Below are 17,292 nucleotides of genomic sequence, written 5' to 3'. Positions count from 1 at the left end.
GCCCTTACGCCGCCACCAGCCGCACGCGGGTGATTTCAGATGGCGCGCCGAGCCGCTTTGGCGGTCCCCAGTAGCCGGTGCCGCGGCTGGTATAGACCCACAGGCTGCGCAGCTGGCGCAAGCCGGCCACGTAGGGCTGCTGCAGGGGCACCAGCAGATTCCATGGGAAGAACTGGCCGCCGTGGGTGTGGCCGGACAGTTGCAGGTGGAAACCGGCATCGACCGCCTCAAGGGCGCTGCGCGGCTGGTGCGCCAGCAGGATGCGCGCGCTGATGCCGGCGGGCGCGCCGGCGGCAGCCTGGTGCGGATCGCTGCGGTGGCTGACGTCGAAATGGTGGGCATGAAAATCGGCCACACCGGCGATCATGACGACGGCGCCGGCGCGCTCGCGCAGGACGTGTTCGTTCATCAGCACGGTCAAACCCAGCCGGCGCAGTTCGCTGATCCACGCCTGCGCGCCCGAATAGTATTCATGGTTGCCAGTGACGAAAAACACGCCGTCGCGGGCCACCAGCTGGGCCAGCGGCGCCGTGTGCTCGGCCAGTTGCGCCACGCTGCCGTCGACCAGGTCACCGGTGATGGCGATGGCGTCGCCGCGCAGGGCATTGGCGCGGGCGACGATCGCTTCCAGGTAGGCGCGCTTGATGGTGGGGCCGACATGGATATCGGACAACTGCACGATGGTGTAGCCATGCAGTGCTGCCGGCAAGCCGGCAATCGGCACTTCCACCGTCACCACGCGCGCCAGCCGGCGCGCGTTGACCAGACCAAGGGCCGTCAGCGCCAGCGCCAGTAGTGGCGCGGCGAAGGCCGACAGCCGCAGCACGGCGGGATCGGCAACGCCGGCCAGCGTCAGCACGAGCAGCAGCAGATCGCGCGCCACGGTCAGCAGCAGCAGCGAGGAAAACAGTCCCATCGACAATAGCGCGGCCCAGGTCAGCGGTGTCGTCCAGTGCGCGCGCCGCAGGCTCGAGACGATCAGCCCGGTGGGTACCAGCACCGACGACACCAGCAACAAGCCGATGGCGGCCGCCAGCGCCGCCTGGCCGAGGGCCATCGCGGGCAGCAGGCGCAGCCCCAGATAGAGATGCAAGAGCGCCGCCAGGGCGAGCAGTTTATAAAAAGCACGACGGGGCATGGCAGGCTTTGGCTATGAAGAAGGTCAACAGATGGGGAGCAAGTGCGCCTCTGCAAGGCGGCGCGCGGAAACACAGCGGGTGCCCGGTCGCGCTGGGCTCGATTGTTGCACAGCTTTGTTACAGCGCTTTGTTACACAGCCGCCGCAGATGTAAGCGTCTGTATTAACAATAGCACTGCTGGCGGCGGTCGCTATAGTGAACTCATGCCCGGCGTTTGTTGATCAACCTGATCGAGCCTGGGGCAAAAGGAAAATCGCCATGTTGAATAAAAAATTCGTAGGCGCCCTGCTCTTGGCCGCAACGGCCGTCTCGTCGACGGCCATGGCCCAGGACCGTGGCTTTAACACGGTCGCCGGCGCCGTCATCGGCGCGGCCATCGGTAACAGCACCCATGACCGCAACGGCGCCCTGATCGGCGGCGTGCTGGGCGCGGCGGTGGGTAATTCGATCCAGACCAATGACCGGTATGACAACCGTGGTTACAGCAACGTAAGCTACAGCAATGGCGGCTATGTCGACAACCGCAGCGCCTACTACGATGACCGCGCCCGCTATTACGAGCCGGCCCCCGTTTATGTGGAACAGCGGCCGGTATATTACGCGCCGGCACCCACCTACTACTACAACCAGCCATCGGCGGTGGTGTATGTGGGCGGCGGCTACGGCGGTGGCGGCTATTACGGCGGTCACCACGGCGGCTGGGGCCATGGCGGTCATCACCGCTGATCGACCGGCTGCCACTGCAATGAAGTAACAATGGGATGGGCGCGCGCCTGTCCCATTGTTGCTTTACTGACCGATATTGCTGCAGCCCCCTGCTAAGCCTTTGCGGACGGCACACGCCGTGTCCACAACCGGTCGTGAAGCGGGAAGCCATGCTGGCAGCAGGAACCATTATTACACTGGCGTCACACAGCTACCGGCTCGACGCGCCGCTGGCCAGTTCCGCTTACGGCCTGGTATGGCGCGCCGCCCGCTTGCCGGCCGGGCCGGCGGTGGCCCTCAAATTTGTCAACCAGGCGCAGATGGTGCAGGCCGTCCCTGACCAGCGCCAGCGCTGGATCGACGGTGCCCACGACGAACTGGCCTTCCTGCGCCAGCTGGCGCCGTGGGACGGCCGCCACATCGTGCGCCTGCTCGACAGCGGCGTCGACGCCGGCCTGCCGGTGCTGGCGCTCGAGCTGCTCGGCGGCGATCTTGGCGCCTGGGTCGCATGCCGCCGCGCCGCCGGCAGCACGGTCGATCCGCTGCAGGCCCTGGTGTGGATCGGCCAGGTCAACCAGGCGCTGGCCAAGGTGCACCAGTACGGCCGCCGCCACCTCGACCTGAAACCCTCGAACCTGTTGCTCAGCAGAGGCGCACGCGACACCACCCTCAAGCTGGCCGATTTCGGTACCAGCCGGGCGCTGGCCGACCGCGCTCCCCATCCCTATGCCGGCACTCCCCACTGGCAGGCGCCGGAACAGCTGTGGGCGGCCACGGCCGGCCACGACGGCAGCGGGTACGTCACCTGCGCCGCCACCGATTATTTTACGCTGGGCGCCCTGTTGTACTACCTGATCACGGGTGGCGTGCCACTGCGCTTTTGCATCGATGCGGCCCAGGCCTGGCGCCAGCAGCACGGTCTGGCAAACCAGCCCGCAGCCTGCCACACCCTGGCCGATGACGAAGCGGCGCTGTTCGTGCGCCACTGTGACGATTTGCCCGCACGCGGCGCAGCTGGCCATGCGCTGCTGCTGCTGCGCACCCTGCTGGCACCGCAGCCAGCGGCGCGGCCGCCGCATGCGCTGGCGATTGCCCGCCTGCTGGCCGCCGCAATGGCGCCAGCCAGGCGGGCGCGCGAGCAGGCCATCGCATGAAGGCCCCGCTACCTGCACGGCTGGCCGTCGTCGGCCTGGCGCTGGCGCTGCTGTGCGCCCTGCAGTGGTTGACGCTCGCCCGGACGCCGGCGCTGGCCTCACCCGAACGCATCGACATCCGCCTGGCGCCGGGCCAGCAGCTCACGCTGGGCGCGCGCGAACTGGCCGCGCCCCAGGCCGACCGCGCCCACCTCGATCTGCAGCGCGACGCCGACGGCCGCTGGTCGCTGGCCAACGCCAGCGCCAGCCGCCAGCTGCTGATCCAGCGCGGCGGCATCGACCAGCGCAGTGGCGCCATCGCGCTGGCAACCGGTGACGCTTTTGCGCTGGGCACGGCGCGCTTCGTGGTTGACCACGCCGGCGAACAAAGCATCGGCTTTCACGGCGCTGGCGGCAGCTGGCAGTACGATGGTGCGCAACTGCTGCGCGCCGGTGCCGCCCAGCCAGCCTGCCCCGACGCCACGCTGGCAGCGCGGGCGCTAGGCTGGTGGAACCGGCTGCTGCCCGCGGCGCTGGCGCTGGCGCGGCCGCTGGTCTTTGGCGGCAATCTGTATTGCGGCAACCGGCTCGGTATCGCCGGTATCGACGCGGCGCTCGCCGGGCTGGCCATCGACCACGGCCGCCTGCTGCTGGCCGGTAGCGGCGTCACCATGATGCCGGCCAGCGGCGCCAGCTTCGCCCTGGCGCAGCAGCGCCAGTGGCTCGATGGCGCCGACGGCCTCGATGCTGTAACGTCGATCGTCGCTGGCCACACCCGCTTTGCCGCCCATGTCGATGGCGCCACCCTGAGCTTGCGCCCGCTCGGCCACGTCGCCCTGTATGCACAGGACAGCGCCGCGCCCTTACCGTCAGCAGTGCGCTGGCAATGGCGCACGCGCACGCTGTGGCAGCTGCCGGGCGGGTCCGCCTGGGGTATTGCCGCAGCGTTGTGCGCCGCCTTGGTGGTGTGGCTGGCGCAGGCCTGGCAGCGTGGCCGCTGGCCGTTCGAAGCGGGCGCCACCAGCCTGGCGCTGGCCAGCGGCGCCGCCGCCAGCGCCCTGCTGGCCATCGCCGGCCTTGGCGCGCTGCTGCTGCAGCGTGCCGGCACGGCGCCCGGCGTCGGCTGGTCGGTGCTGCTCGGCTGCGCCGCCCTGTTTTCGTTACTGCTGCTGCCGGCACGCCTGCAGCTGGCCAGCGCCGCCGCCGCGCTGCTGCTGGCCATCGGTCTGCTGGCCCAGCTCGACCTGGGACTGGCGGCGCAAGAATCGTCGTGGCTGCGCCACTACCAGAAAAGCACTGCCCTGCTGGCAATCGGCCTGGGGGTGGGCGCCCACCTGCGCCTGCGCTGGCTGGGCCGGCCGGGCTTGATCAGCCAGGGCCGCCTCGAATGGCTGCTGCTGCTGCTGGCCGGGGTGGCCCTGCTGGCGCTGGCGGCCCAGGTGCTGTTCGGTGACGAAACCGGGGTATTCGACCTGCAGCCGGTCGAACTGGCCAAGCTCGCCTTGTGCGCGCTGGCGGCGCACTGCCTGGCGATCGGCATGGGCTGGTATCAGCCGCTGGCCGTGGCCATGCCGGTCCACAGCCACCCGTTGTGGCGCTGGTGCCGGCTGGCGGCGCCGGCGCTGCTGTTTGCCGCCCTGCTGATGCTGGCGCTGCTGGAAGTCGATGATTACTCGCCGCTGATCCTGCTGCTGGTGTGGAGCACGGCGCTGGCCTTTGCCTGGGCCTTGAGTGCGCGCAGCCGCCTGGCGGTGGCGGCCATCGGCGCTCTGGCGCTGGCGGCTGTGGCGGCCATCGTCTGGCTGCGCCTCGCCGGCGCTGGCGAAGTGGCCGGCTGGAGTTTTTATGCCGACCGCTTCCTGGTCTGGCTCGACCCGGCCAGCCACCCGCACACGGGCCAGCAACTGCTGCAAGGCGCGCGCGCGATTGCCGCCGGCGGCTGGTGGGGTGAAGATCATCTGCTGGGCGTGGCCAGCCTGGGCCAGGATGGCGGCGCCGCCCTGCGCATCCCCCAGGTCCAGGACGATTTCGCGCCGGCGTTTTTCCTCTACCGCCACGGCCTGGCGGCGGCCCTCGTCCTGTGGCTGCTGCAGGCGCTGTTCCTCACTGGGGTGCTGCAGGTGGCGGCGCGCGCCCATGCGGCGGCGCAGGCAGCGCGTGACTTTCGCCAGGCCTGGCTGGGGCGCTTCTGCTGCTTTGCCCTGTGCGGCGGCGCCGCCTTCGTGCTCGGTCACCTGCTGCTGTCATGGGGCACCAATCTATCGATCTTTCCCATCATGGGCCAGCCCATGAGCTTTCTGTCGGCGGGCGGCAGCCACCTGCTGTTTTTCATCTGCCCCCTGCTAGCGTTTACTGCGATCAGCGCGCAAACTTTCGAGGAGATGCAATCATGCCCGTCTACGTACAACACGAAGTGCTAGGCAAGGTGGCCGACGTCTTTAATGCCGAAGCCTTGTGGCAGGCGCCCGGCCTGGCGCTGTTTGCGCGCCGCCCGCTGCTGCGCGACCTGCTCGAGCGCTCGCCACGCGAGCAGCGCGGGCGCGCTGCCACCCGCTGCTTTTCGCACATCACCCTGATGCTGCCGCAGGACGACGTCGACGATGACCGCCACCTCACGCGCGGCGCGCGCGTGCGCGACCTGGCCGCTTCGCTAGCGGCGCTGCACCAGAAGGATTTCGGCGACCTGCTCGGCAACGACGAAGTGCGCTACGACGTCGTCGGCGCCGAGTCGCTCGCAGCGGGCCAGGTCGAAGTGCGCTTCGGCCACGCCGTCTATCTGCCAGCGGCCGGCGAAGCGGTGCTCTACCAGGTCGCCACCTCCAGCGACAGCGCGATCTGGCAGACACGGTGCCCGATCTACCAGAACCAGCGGCTGGCGCTGGTGGGTGCCGCTGCTACCGATGCTGCCGATGCTGCCGATGCTGCCGGTGGCAGCAACGGTGAACCGGCCATCCTGTTGATCAACGACGGCGCCGACGCTCCCCTCGAAGTGCAAGTGCGGCCCAAGCAAGCCTTCGACTGCAGTTTCGATCCGCTGGGCGGCTACTACGTAATCCGCTCGAAGGCTGGCTTGACGCCGGCGCGCCGCCTGCTGCTCAAGGTGACCCGGCTGGGGGCGCCGGCGCCGGCGCGTGCGCCGATTGCGAGCGCCGCCAGCGCAGGCGCGCCCGCGCGTGCCGCCACAGTCTGGAAGCAGCGCGGCGCAGAGACAGCGGCAGCGAGCAGCGCCGAGGTACCGGCAGCGAGCGACGCCACCGCGCTGCCACTGGCGGCGGCGCCCGCGACCGCGCGCGGCGCTGGCGCGCTTGACAGCGCCGATGCCACGTATGCACCGCTGGCCGGCCAGCGCGTGACGCTGGCCGCGCTGGCCCTGCCGCGCCTGTCGCGCTACCGCGAAACCGGCGCCGCCGCCCTCGAAATTGGTTTTGACGAACAGCTGGCGGTGGCCGCGCCCGGGGTCGAAGCGGTGATCCGCTTTGCCGTCGATGGCAACGATGCGCTGATGGCGATCACCGCCGCCGGCCGCGAAGCGATCAGCGTACCGTCGAGCTTCAGCCCGATGGATGGCGCCAGCATCGGCCTGGCCAGCGTCGCCGCCGCCATGGCCGAGCGCTATTGCGCGCTGCTGATCTTGCCGGCGCAGCCCAGGCTGTCGAACCCGCCGGGATTACCGGTACCCGGCGGCGCCCGCTTTGTGTTCGGCCGTGGCGCCCCCATGCTGGCGGCCCTGCGCGTGCTCGACTCGCCCCGTTTCGTGCGCAGCGCCGCTGGGCTCACCGATGACAGCGCCAGCGCCGACCGGATCGGCCTGTCGCGCAATGCCTTCAGTTTCGAGGCCACCGCCGGCGGCTTTCAGATCGGCCGGCTCGCTGCCACCCAGGCGCTCTATCACCTCGACGCCCGGCTAGATTTCGTCGCCACCCTCGACGGCGCCGCGCCGTATCTGCTGCCGCCCGGGCACCACCTGGTGGCCGGTCACTACGTGCTGCGTTTCGACGCCTGAGGCAGGCACATGGGCTACCTGTTTGCCATCTTCGCCGCCGCCTTCGTGCTGACATTGGCGCTGGCCTCGGTCTGCACGCCAGCACACTGGTGGCGCCGCCCCAATCTGAAAGCGATCACGCTGGTGGCGGCGGGCAGCTGGGGCATCGGCAGTGCGCTACTGGCGCTGGCGCCACCGACCACGGCGCCAGCGCCAGCACAGCTGGCCGGTCAAGCCGCCGCGCGCAGCGCCGCTGCGAGTACGCCACCGACGTATCAGCGCACCAGCTACCGCGCCTTCGACGACCTCAATCTGCGCGCCAGCGCCAGCATCGATGGCGCGCGCCTGGCGCTGGTGCCGGCCGGCGCAACGGTCACCACCACCGGCGTGCGCGCAGGCGACTGGTGGCAGGTGCGCGCCAGCATCGGCCAGCGCCAGCTCGACGGCTGGGTCAGCAGCCTGTGGTTGCGGCGCGCAGAAGAAGCGCACGCGCGCCAACGCTGAGGATCGCACCGCCATGCCATGGTCATTATCATTCATATGATTGGTTTATTCGATAGCAGCACGCCAAGCTGCATGGCGTTTCGACATGGCCGCGCTACAACGTTCATACCCGACAGTCACAATTAATTCCATCAAGCATTGACCAGTGTCGCGCCCGCACCGTAGACTCGGGTGCATGTCCAAAGACAGCGCCACCGCCCCCCTGCCCGCGCGTACCGTGCGTCATAAGGTCCCCCTGACGCAGCCGTTGCGCCACGTGCGTTACCGCCACCTGTGGTGCGCCAACCTGCTCTCCAATCTCGGCTCTTGGATCCAGACCTTCGCTTCGGCCTGGATGATCGCTTCGATGTCGCATTCGGCCTCGACCACTTCGCTGGTGCAGACCGCCAGTTACGTACCGATCTTTCTGTTCGCGCTGATCGCCGGGGTGGTGGCCGATGCCGTCGACCGCCCCCGCTTCCTGTTTTACTGCAATCTGTTCATGGCCCTGTGCGCCTGCACCCTGGCCGGCCTGGTGCTGACCGGCCACGTCTCGGCCAGCCCGGTGCTGGCGCTGACGTTTTGCCTGGGCGCCGGTTCGGCTTTCATGTGGCCGGCCTGGCAGGCGGCCATATCCGGCTTGGTCGAGCCCGATGAAGTGGAAGCGGCCGCCACCCTCAACAACTTCAGCTACAACGTCGCCGCCGTCATCGGTCCCGCCCTCGGTGGCGTGCTGTTCAGCTGGATCGGCCCCGGCGTGCTGTTTTTCGTCAATGCCATCTCCTTCATTGGTTTGCTGACGGTGTACTGGTCGTGGTGGCGCGAAGGCCGGCCGGCCGTGATCGCCAGCATTGGCTTTGCCGACAGCCTCAAGGCGGGCCTGGCCTGCGCCTTCGGCTGCCCGCGCTACCGCCACATCCTGTGCAACGTGTGCACGGTGTTCTTTGCCACGATCGCCTTTGCCAGCCTGCTGCCGGTATTCGTACGCGACGTGCTGCACATGAATTCGAGCGTGTTCGGCACCCTGATGGGCGCGCTCGGTTGCGGCGCCGTGCTGGCGGCCTTCCTGCTGCCCAGCCTGCGCTGCCGCTACGACCGCCGCTGCCTGCTCAGCTGCGCGCTGCTGGTCTATGGCGTGATGCTGATCGCCATGGCCTGTGTGCGCTCGCTACCGGTGCTGCTGTCGCTGGTGCTGTGTGGCGGCATGGCCTGGTCGGCAGTGGTGTCGACCCTGAATGCTGCCGCGCAGTCCTCATTCCCCATCCACATACGGGCGCGCACCTTGTCGATTTACCTGTTCGTCATGGCCGGCGGCTATACCGTCGGCAGCCTGGTGTGGGGACGCCTGGCCGACCATCTCGGCGTGCAGGCGGCGCTGGCAGTTGCTGGTGCCTGCGTGATCGTCAACGCCATCGCGCTGTGGCTGGGCAAGCGGGAAAACCCCCTCTAATCGGGCCTTTAGCAGGAACCAATCCTTGTTAAGCTGTGGCTTCGCCTTCCAGGACAGCCCGATGCCTGCCTTACCCCCCTTAGATTTTGGTCAGCACTTCGACATCGCCGCCGCCTCGCGCGCCAGCGCCGACCCTGCCACGCCCCTTGAAAACCAGGACAATTTCCTGCTGATCGACGCCACCGGCCGTGCCCGCTTTCTGCACGGCCAGCAACTGCAAGATACCCAGCTGGCAAACTGGCCGGCCGGCCACCTGCGCGTGGCGGTGCTCGACGGCATGGGGGGGCACGGCCATGGCCGCGAGGCAGCCGAGGCGGTCGTCGCCGGCCTGCTGGCGCTGCCCGCATGGTCGACGCTGGCCGAGGTGTGCGCCGACCTCGACGCCCTGCACACCCGCCTGCAGGCCGATTTTGCCAGCCAGGCTGGCGCCGTGCGGCCGCCCTCGCGGCGCCCCGGCACCACCCTCACCCTGCTGGAAATCGCCCCCGGCCAGGCGCCCATGCTGTACCACGTGGGCGACTCGCGGTTGTATGAACTGGGCCACGACAGCATCAGCGTGCTCACCGTTGACCATGTGCCGGCCACCGCATTTGCCATGGCCGGGGTGCTGCAGGCCGCTGAATGGTGGCAGCAGGTGCACGGCGAACACCGCCCGCAAATCGCCCAGGCTTTTGTACTGGGCAACGCGTTTGCCGACCCGTCGACGCTGGCCGACGGTCTGTATCCGCTCAGCAGCGAACGGCTGCCGCCGTTTTTGCGCCACCTGCCCGACCGCCGCGCGCTGACACTGCGTGCGCACGCCAGTTATCTGCTGGCCACCGACGGCTTCTGGTCGTGCGCGGCGCCGCAAGCGTGGGTCAACAGCTGGCCGGCCTTGCTGGGAGAAACCGACGCCAACGCCATGGTGGAGCGGCTGTTTTCTGCGCTCGGCCACCATCCACCCGACAATTTACATTTGGACAATCTGACAGCCATCGTCATCCGGCCGCTGTCCGCTGCGAGCAACAGCGGCAACCACAATGATGATCATACGTATGCATCGATGGAGAAAAATTAAGTTCGCATGGAAACAAATGTTACACTGCAAATGTATTGCTTTGCCGTAACTGCACCGTTTGGGGGTAAGCTGGCAAACCTGAGGAATTTATAACGCCGTCATGAACAAGTGCAGCAACGTCGACCACCCGCATTGCACGCTCTGGGTCTTGCCCGGCGACCCAGTGTGCGCGGCCGGCCATGCGCAGGTAGCAGTGACTGCGGTGGCAGCGGCGGCAGCCGCGCCCGGCAGTTTTGAGCTGGTCAGCGCGGCGCGGGCGACGCGCAGTGGCGCCATGGCGACCACCACCGTGGCCACCGCCGCAGCGGTCGGCATGACCCTGCCCACCGCCGCCCGCTGTTACCTGCACGTGAGCGGCTTCGATCCGCGCGCCGCCGGTGGCAGGCAAGCGATCAAGGTGGAATTGCGCGGCATGGCGCCGGGCGCCGCCCCCCTGCTGAGCATGCGCCTGCGCTCGGCCCTGATGGCCGGCGGTGGCGCCACCCACAAGCTCGAGCGCACCACGCGCGGCGAATGGCGGCCCCTGTTCATCGAATTTTCTTCGCGCGACAAGGAACACGGCCAGTACCAGATCGATGTCGAACTGACCAGCATGAGTGTCAACAGCGGCGGCAACGACGGTCAGCCGGCGCGCCGCTGGGTCTGCACCATGCTGCTGCTGGTGCCGCGCGCCGATGCCAGCCTGACCGACATCCACCAGACTTTCCTGGCCACCCATAAAAATGTGCGGGTGGTGGCTGACGACGGCTCGATCGCCAAACTCAACGGCAGCAGCAGCGGCCGCCTCGATATCGAGGTGCTGGCGCGCAATGCCTCGATCGCCCAGCTCAATCTGGACGCCATCGGCAAGGTCGACCTGGGCTGTGCCAGCATCGCCTGGGACGAAGACTTGATTGAAATTGACCTGCCAGCGAACGCCGCGCCCCATCCGTGTCCGCTGACTGCCGCCTGCCTGGTCAATGCCGCCCCGGACTGCGGCGACCAGCGCCAGCTGCGCCTGTTCGCCCTCGATGAATGCGTGCTGGGACGGTGGGAACAGTACGATCCCGAAGGCGACGTGCTGCTGGCCCATTTCGGCGATGCCGGCCAGGAGACGGGCGGCCTGACGCGGCGCCTGTCGGGCCGCCATGCGTTGTTGCGCCGGGGCGAACGGGGCTTCGAGATCGAAGATGTGTCGCGCTACGGCATCCTGCTCGACGGCGTCTGGCCCGGCAAGCACGCTGCGGTGCCGCTGCGGCTGGGCATGAAAATTGAACTGACCGCCAGCATCAAGGGCGTGGTGGTGCTGTGCGTGACGGCGCTGCTGCCGCACGCAGTGATCTTGCACCGCCTCGACCAGGGCGACTGTGCCGAGAGTTTTTACCTGATGGCGCCCGGCCGCCACCCCGGCTTTCCGCTGGCGGCCAGCGCCTGCGCGCCGCGCGCGGCGGCCATGCCGCTGCTGTTTCACCGCGATGGCGGTTTCTGGCACCTTGACCCTGCCAGCGGCGTCGAAACGGCGCTGGCGCCGGGCGCGCAACTGGACCGCCTGGGCGGCTGTGCCCGCCACGTGCGCTTTGCCGGCGAACCGTATCCAGAGTCGTGGATCATCCGCACCGCCGCCGGCCAGCTGCAGCAGGCCATGACGGGCGACTTGCATACGGCCTGAGCTGGCGTACCTTTACGGTGCCAGCACCAGGAAAATCAGCGCAAAACCCGCCAGCATGATGGCCAGCAGGGTGAACACGGTCATGGGAATGTGCAGCTTGGGCGGGATGTGCATGACGCCTCCATCACAACGTTGAGCACGCCACTGCACACGTGCATCGATTCAGCGCAGCGGCTTGGCTACCATTTTCGGTAACGGAATAAACTCCGTCTCGCCCGGCACCATGGCATAACGCTGCTGTTCCCAGTCGTCGGCCGCCTGCGCCAGGCGCTCCTTGCTCGACGATACAAAATTCCAGAAGATATAACGGGGGCCGTCGAGCGGGGCGCCGCCGATCACCACCAATTTTACGCTTCCCACGGCACGCAAGCGCGTGCTGCTGCCAGCAGCGCGGCCCTCTTCGAGCACTGCCATGGTGGCCGGCGCCAGCGCAGCGCCATCGACCAGCAGCGTGCCCTGCACCACGTAAAGAGCGGCCTGCTGTGGCAGATCGGTCAGCAGCACTTCGGCGCAATCCTCCAGCGCGATATCGAGGTAGAGCGTCTCGCTAAAGGTCGGCACCGGCGAGCTGCGGCCGAAGGCGCTGCCGATCAGCACGCGCACGCTGGCACCATCGAGGGCTACTGTGGGAATGTCGACCGCCGGTGTGTGACTGAACGAGGGTGCCACCTCCTCGTGCGCTTGCGGCAGCGCCGCCCACAACTGCAGGCCATGGCTGCGGCGCGGCTTGCCCAACAGGTCGGCCGGGGTGCGCTCGGAGTGGACGATGCCGCTGCCGGCCGTCATCCAGTTGACGGCACCGGGCTCGATGCGCTGCACCGAGCCGACGCTATCGCGGTGCATCATCGCCCCTTCATACAGATAGGTGACGGTGGCCAGGCCAATGTGCGGATGCGGCCGCACATCGTGGTTGGCGGCCGCATCGGCATCGATGGGGCCGAAATGGTCGAAAAAAATGAACGGCCCAACCGACTGCATGGCCGCTGCCGGCAGCAGGCGGCGCACGGTGAAGCCGCCGCCGAGGTCCTTGTCGTGCGCTTTGAGGTAATGTGCGATGCTCATGTGGGTGCCTGAAAAAAGTGTGGGTGGCGCGCCCTTAAAGGAGCTCGCGCGCCAGCCGAAAGCCGATGATGCCGTTGCTGCGCGTGGCCGAAAAGCCGTTGCGCAGGCTCGAACGCAGATAACGCGGATTGTACAGCCACGAGCCGCCGCGCAAGATGCGCCGTCCCGGATCGCCGCCATCTTCCCACGCGCGGCCGGTATTGGGCGCGCCCTGGTAATTATCGTGCACCACGTCCTGCACCCATTCCCACACATTGCCGTGCATGTCGTACAGCCCCCACTGGTTGGGCGGGAATTGCGTGACCGCTGTGGTGCCCTTGCGGTACACCCCTTTCGGGCTGTCGTTGTAGCTGAAGTTGCCGTCGTAGTTGGCCAGATCGGTACTGATGGAGTCGCCAAAACTAAACGCGCTGCGGGTGCCGGCGCGGCAGGCGTATTCCCATTCGGCTTCGCTGGGCAGGCGGTAGCGCTGGCCCGTCATGCTTGACAGCCAGGCGGCGTAGGCGACGGCGTCATGCCAGCTCACGCCCACCACCGGGTGATCGTCAGCCTGGCGAAAACCCGGCTCGGCCCAATTGAATTGGGCCGGCGCCTGCCAGCCGCTGGCGGCAACAAACAGGCGCCACTGGCCGACGGTAATGGGAAAGCGGCCCATGGCGATGGGCTTTTCGATGCCGACCCAGCGCTGCGGCGTTTCGCGCTCGACCCACGACTGCTGCGAGCCGGCGTCGATCGCCTTCTTGCGCTCATGCTCGGGCGAACCCATTTGAAAGCGCCCGGTGGGTATGAGCACCAGGTCGGGCGCCACCGCCGAGCCATCGAGAAAGCGGTCGCGCAGCACCCCCTCACTGTCGGCCACCGGGCTCGATGCTGACGGCAGTAGCGCCGCCAGTTCGGCCTGCACGCGGGCGGCCACCTCGGCGCGCGCACGCTGCTGTTCCTGGCGGTAGGCCGCTGCCGCTCTGGCTTGCAGCGCCTTCCTGTGCGCCTCTTCGCGCTCGATGCGCGCTGTCTCGGCATCGAGCGCGCGCCGTTCGAGCAGCTGGCGGCGCAGCGCTTCCTTGCGCTCGCTGCGGGCGGCGTCGAGCAGCAGGCGCTGGGCTTTTTCCTGTTCGCGCCGCTCGCGATTGGCTTGCTGGACGGCGGCCGCCGCTTCCAGCGTGCGCTGCGCTTGCTGTTGCGCGCGCAGCTGTTCGCGCTGGCTGGCGGCGGCCAGTTCGACGGCACTGGCGGCCGGCCGCACCGCTGCCGGCGCCATTGCCGCTGCTGCTGCCGCCGCCGACGACGACGCTGGCGCGCTGCCTGCGGCGCGCAGCTGCACCAGCAATTTCTGCACGCTGGCGGGGCGCCGCGCCGCATCGATGGCAAAGCCCGTCTGCAGCAGGCGCCACTGGGCATCGTTCAGACCGGGCGGACGCGCTGGCGTCAGCGTGCTGGCAGGGTCGCGCGGGCCATCGAATGGCAGGCGCCCTTCCAGCATCTGGTACAGCATCACCGCCACCCCATAGACATCCTGGGTGGGCGCCGGTTTGCGCTGGTGCACACCGGCTTCCGGCGCGCGGTAGCCGGCGGTACCGGAATCGGCCGGCGCTTCCAGGCCAATGCTGCTGGCCGACGAGCGCGCGCGCGCGGCGATGCCAAAGTCGAGCAGCTTGACGTCGCCGCTGCTGGTGACGAACACATTGCCCGGCTTGATATCGCGGTGCACCAGCCGGTGCTTGTCCCACGCATAGGCGAGCGCGCCGGCGACCGGTTCGAGCAGACCGAGCGCACGGTCGAAGGGCATGCGCGTCTCGCGCGCCAGCAGGCTGTCGAGGTCTTCGCCCTCGAGGCATTCCATGATCAAAAAATAGCTGGAAGTGGCCGGGTCCTGGGCCCATTCGTAGACCCGCACAATGTGCTCATGCGCCAGCCGGCGCGCCTGGGTCGCCTCCTCCAGCAGCAGGCGCGCATGGGTGGCGCTGACGGTCAGCTGGGGTGGCAGGATTTTCACTGCCACCGACGCGCTGTGACCGAGTTCCTGGTGGGTGGCCAGATCGAGCGCCTGCCACACCTGGCCCATGCCACCCTGGGCGATCAGGCGTTCGAGCCGGTAGCGGCGCTGCTGCGGGCCGATTTCCTGGCCCACCATCAGACCGAGCTCGGTGCCCGGGCGCGCCATCCCAAAAGAATCAGCTGCCGGCGCCGCCCTTGCTGACGCTGTGGCTGACGCTGCAGGTGGCGCCGTCGGTGCATATGCAGCGTCGAGGATGGCGTTGCGGCGGCTGTCGAACTCCTGCTGGCTGAGCAGGCCATCTTCATGCAGCGCGCGCAGCTCGCGCAACTTGTCGCGGGCGGACGGCATCGGGGTGGGCGGCGGCGCTGACATCGTGGCCTGTTACGCTCCCAGGGCGGCGCCGCAGTGGCCGCAAAAGCGCTCACCGGCGCGCACCGGATGGCCGTGCGGGCAGCGCGGCACGTCCGCGCCAGGCGCGGCCGCAGCAACGGCAGGAGCAGCGCCGCCGCCGGCGACGCCGATCCCCAGCTGCGACTGCGCCGCCAGCGCCGCCTTGTTGACATCATTCTGCAGCTTGATCAGCTCGAGCTGGTGCTGGCGGTCCTTGTCGATGTCACGCTCGCGGCGCGCGCTGTCGCGCTGCTCGCGGAGGTCGGCCAGCCGCAGCGCTTCCTGCGGCGTGACGCTATTGGTGGCGCCCACCACCGCCGCCAGTGCCGCCAGCTGGTCGGCGCCCATGCCGGCGTGGACCTGGGTTTTGAGGTAATCGGCCAGCACCGCTGCATTGGCGGCACCGGCCAGCGCCAGCTTGGCAGTGTCGCTCATGGCGCCAAGGCTGTCGGCGCGGGCGATCTCCAGGCGCGCCAGGTCGGCCTGCTGGGTCAGCTCGGCAAAGCGCGCTTCGCGCTGCGCGCCGATGCGGCGCAGCTCTTGCTGCCACTGGGCTTCCTGGCTGTCTTGTCCCTGCTGGTGGCGGGCCTGTTCGATGGCCAGCATGCGCTGGTCGGCGTTGCGGCTGTGCAGATCGTCGGCGGCGATGGTACGCAGCAGTTTTTCGTGCTGGCTGAGGGCGTCCTGGGCGCCGCTGCTGCGCGCCAGTTCGCGCGCGCGCTCCTGCGCCAGCTGGTCTTCCCATTCCTGCAGGCGCGCCGCCTCGCGCGCATGGGCGGCATTGACCAGCGCCAGCGCCTGGTGGCGCGCAATGTGCTGCTCGTGCTCGATGGCCGCCTGGCGACCGTCGGCACTCTGGCGCGCCTGGCGCAGGCGCGCCAGTTCATTGCGCTTGGCCGTTTCATCTTCGATCAGCAGCGCTTGCGCCACCTTGTTGCCGATCTGCTGCTGCAACAGCTGGTGCGAAAAGCGCTGCTGCGCCAGCTGGCGGCTTTCCACCGCCTGCTGCTGCGACAATTCCAGTTCGGTGCGCATGCGGATCTGGGCGATGTGACGCGAATGGGCCCAGTCGGCAGCGACATCGCCACGCGCGGCGTTTTTCTGCGCCTGCTCGTGTTCGAGTTCAGCGAGCACTTCGCCGGCACCGGCGGCGATGGCCTGCTGGCGGTTTTTCGCTTCGACGATGCGCGAGTACAGTTCGATTTCACGCGCGCGCACCGCCTGCAGGCGTTCGCTGTTTTGCAGCGACAGTTCGGCCTTGTCGATGGCATCGTCCTGCGCCAGTTCGGCGCGCCGGTAACGCAGCCGGCTGTCGGCTTCGGCGCGGCGGATTTTTTGCCACTCGCCGTCGTCATACAGTGCGTCGAGGTGGCCCGCATGTTCGAGTTCGACGTTGCGCTCGTCGGCCAGCAGCCACAGGCTGCCGATGCGGGCACGGTGGGCGTCGAATTTATCGTGTTTCAGACTGAGGGTGTCGACCTGCACCACCGCCAGCCCATACAGCGCCAGGCGCTGCTGCAGGCCGCCCTGCAGGCGTTCGTCAAACTGGGCGCGCAGCGCGCCATTGCGGCTCATGTCGCGCAGTGACTGGCCGGCGATGAATTCGGCGGCCAGCTGGCGCACCGACGGCGCCAGCAGTTCGACCAGTTGCGCGCTGCTGACGGTACCCGGCATGGTCATGAAGTGGCGCGCAAACGCGGCCACCTGTTCGATCTGCACGCTCACCGACAGCTGCACCGACAGCGCCAGGTGCTCGGCGCTGGCCAGCTCGTCGAAGGCAAACACCAGCACCACCGGGGTGCTGCGGGTGATCAGGATTTCGGCGTGGTCGTCGCGCAGCAGGTTGTTCAAGCGGCTAAAAAAACCTTCGATCTCGTAGTCGCCCTGCGGCACCTCGGTGGCGGCGCCACCCTGAAGAATATAGGCGCGGGTGGTGGCCGGTACCCGCAAGGTCTTGACAAACAGGCCCGCTAGCGCCTGCACACCGAAGAACACCGCCAGTTCGTCAGCGCCGGCGATCCAGCGATTATCGACCAGCACGGGCGCATTGCGGGGCGCGCCCAGCAGCAGGCCGCACTGCGCGCAGTAAGCGGCCGTGCCGGCATTCTTGTGCTCACAGCGGGGACACTTGGCGCCGCCCATTCCAAACATCTGCATATACCTGCTCCCGGTTCATCAGTTGGCGCTATCGAAGCAGGCTTGCCCTGCCCTGCATTGCCCGCGCCGCCCTCCGATTCTAGCAGGGCG

General features: G+C 68.3%; 12 protein-coding genes. 8 read left to right on the top strand and 4 right to left on the bottom strand.

Annotation, left to right across the window (positions count from 1 at the left end; translation table 11 throughout):
- Positions 1-4: 4 nt before the first annotated feature.
- A complete protein-coding gene (locus ACP7BZ_RS12805) occupies positions 5-1,138 on the bottom strand; it encodes a metallophosphoesterase (protein WP_426113663.1) in 1,134 nt (377 codons plus the stop codon).
- A 259-nt stretch (positions 1,139-1,397) separates the two neighbouring features.
- Between ACP7BZ_RS12805 and ACP7BZ_RS12800 the strand changes: the two genes are divergently transcribed.
- The 8 genes from ACP7BZ_RS12800 (at position 1,398) to ACP7BZ_RS12765 (ending at position 11,597) form a co-directional block, all read left to right on the top strand.
- A complete protein-coding gene (locus ACP7BZ_RS12800; protein ID WP_426113661.1) occupies positions 1,398-1,865 on the top strand; it encodes a glycine zipper 2TM domain-containing protein in 468 nt (155 codons plus the stop codon).
- Between the two features lie 149 nt (positions 1,866-2,014).
- On the top strand, positions 2,015-2,998 hold the full coding sequence (locus ACP7BZ_RS12795) for a protein kinase domain-containing protein (RefSeq protein WP_426113659.1): 984 nt from the start codon (positions 2,015-2,017) through the stop codon (positions 2,996-2,998).
- A complete protein-coding gene (locus ACP7BZ_RS12790) occupies positions 2,995-5,397 on the top strand; it encodes an FtsW/RodA/SpoVE family cell cycle protein (protein WP_426113657.1) in 2,403 nt (800 codons plus the stop codon). Before ACP7BZ_RS12795 ends, ACP7BZ_RS12790 begins: the two co-directional genes overlap by 4 nt.
- Positions 5,367-6,980 (top strand): hypothetical protein, encoded by a 1,614-nt coding sequence (locus ACP7BZ_RS12785; RefSeq protein ID WP_426113655.1) that lies wholly within the window; start codon positions 5,367-5,369, stop codon positions 6,978-6,980. Before ACP7BZ_RS12790 ends, ACP7BZ_RS12785 begins: the two co-directional genes overlap by 31 nt.
- Positions 6,981-6,989: 9 nt before the next feature.
- On the top strand, positions 6,990-7,463 hold the full coding sequence (locus ACP7BZ_RS12780; RefSeq protein ID WP_426113653.1) for an SH3 domain-containing protein: 474 nt from the start codon (positions 6,990-6,992) through the stop codon (positions 7,461-7,463).
- Between the two features lie 175 nt (positions 7,464-7,638).
- Positions 7,639-8,892, top strand: a complete 1,254-nt coding sequence (locus ACP7BZ_RS12775) for an MFS transporter (protein ID WP_426113651.1) — start codon at positions 7,639-7,641, stop codon at positions 8,890-8,892.
- Positions 8,893-8,953: 61 nt separating this feature from the next.
- Positions 8,954-9,949 (top strand): PP2C family protein-serine/threonine phosphatase, encoded by a 996-nt coding sequence (locus ACP7BZ_RS12770; protein ID WP_426113649.1) that lies wholly within the window; start codon positions 8,954-8,956, stop codon positions 9,947-9,949.
- A gap of 100 nt (positions 9,950-10,049) precedes the next feature.
- Positions 10,050-11,597, top strand: coding sequence for an FHA domain-containing protein (locus ACP7BZ_RS12765; RefSeq protein WP_426113647.1), 1,548 nt, complete (start codon positions 10,050-10,052; stop codon positions 11,595-11,597).
- Positions 11,598-11,759: 162 nt separating this feature from the next.
- Here ACP7BZ_RS12765 and ACP7BZ_RS12760 read toward each other — a convergent pair whose 3' ends face one another.
- The 3 genes from ACP7BZ_RS12760 to ACP7BZ_RS12750 are packed head-to-tail and all read right to left on the bottom strand — an operon-like array spanning position 11,760 to position 17,202.
- Entirely contained in the window at positions 11,760-12,659 is a 900-nt protein-coding gene (locus ACP7BZ_RS12760) for a pirin family protein (RefSeq protein WP_426113645.1), read from the bottom strand.
- Between the two features lie 34 nt (positions 12,660-12,693).
- On the bottom strand, positions 12,694-15,003 hold the full coding sequence (locus tag ACP7BZ_RS12755; protein WP_426113644.1) for an SUMF1/EgtB/PvdO family nonheme iron enzyme: 2,310 nt from the start codon (positions 15,001-15,003) through the stop codon (positions 12,694-12,696).
- A gap of 33 nt (positions 15,004-15,036) precedes the next feature.
- Positions 15,037-17,202, bottom strand: coding sequence for an SPFH domain-containing protein (locus ACP7BZ_RS12750; protein ID WP_426113642.1), 2,166 nt, complete (start codon positions 17,200-17,202; stop codon positions 15,037-15,039).
- Positions 17,203-17,292 lie beyond the last annotated feature (90 nt).

The organism is Massilia sp. PWRC2, assembly GCF_049896725.1.
Taxonomy (GTDB): Bacteria; Pseudomonadota; Gammaproteobacteria; order Burkholderiales; family Burkholderiaceae_D; genus JAFCUW01.
Note: the sequence above shows the minus strand (reverse complement) of the source record. Positions and strands in the feature narration are given on the sequence as shown.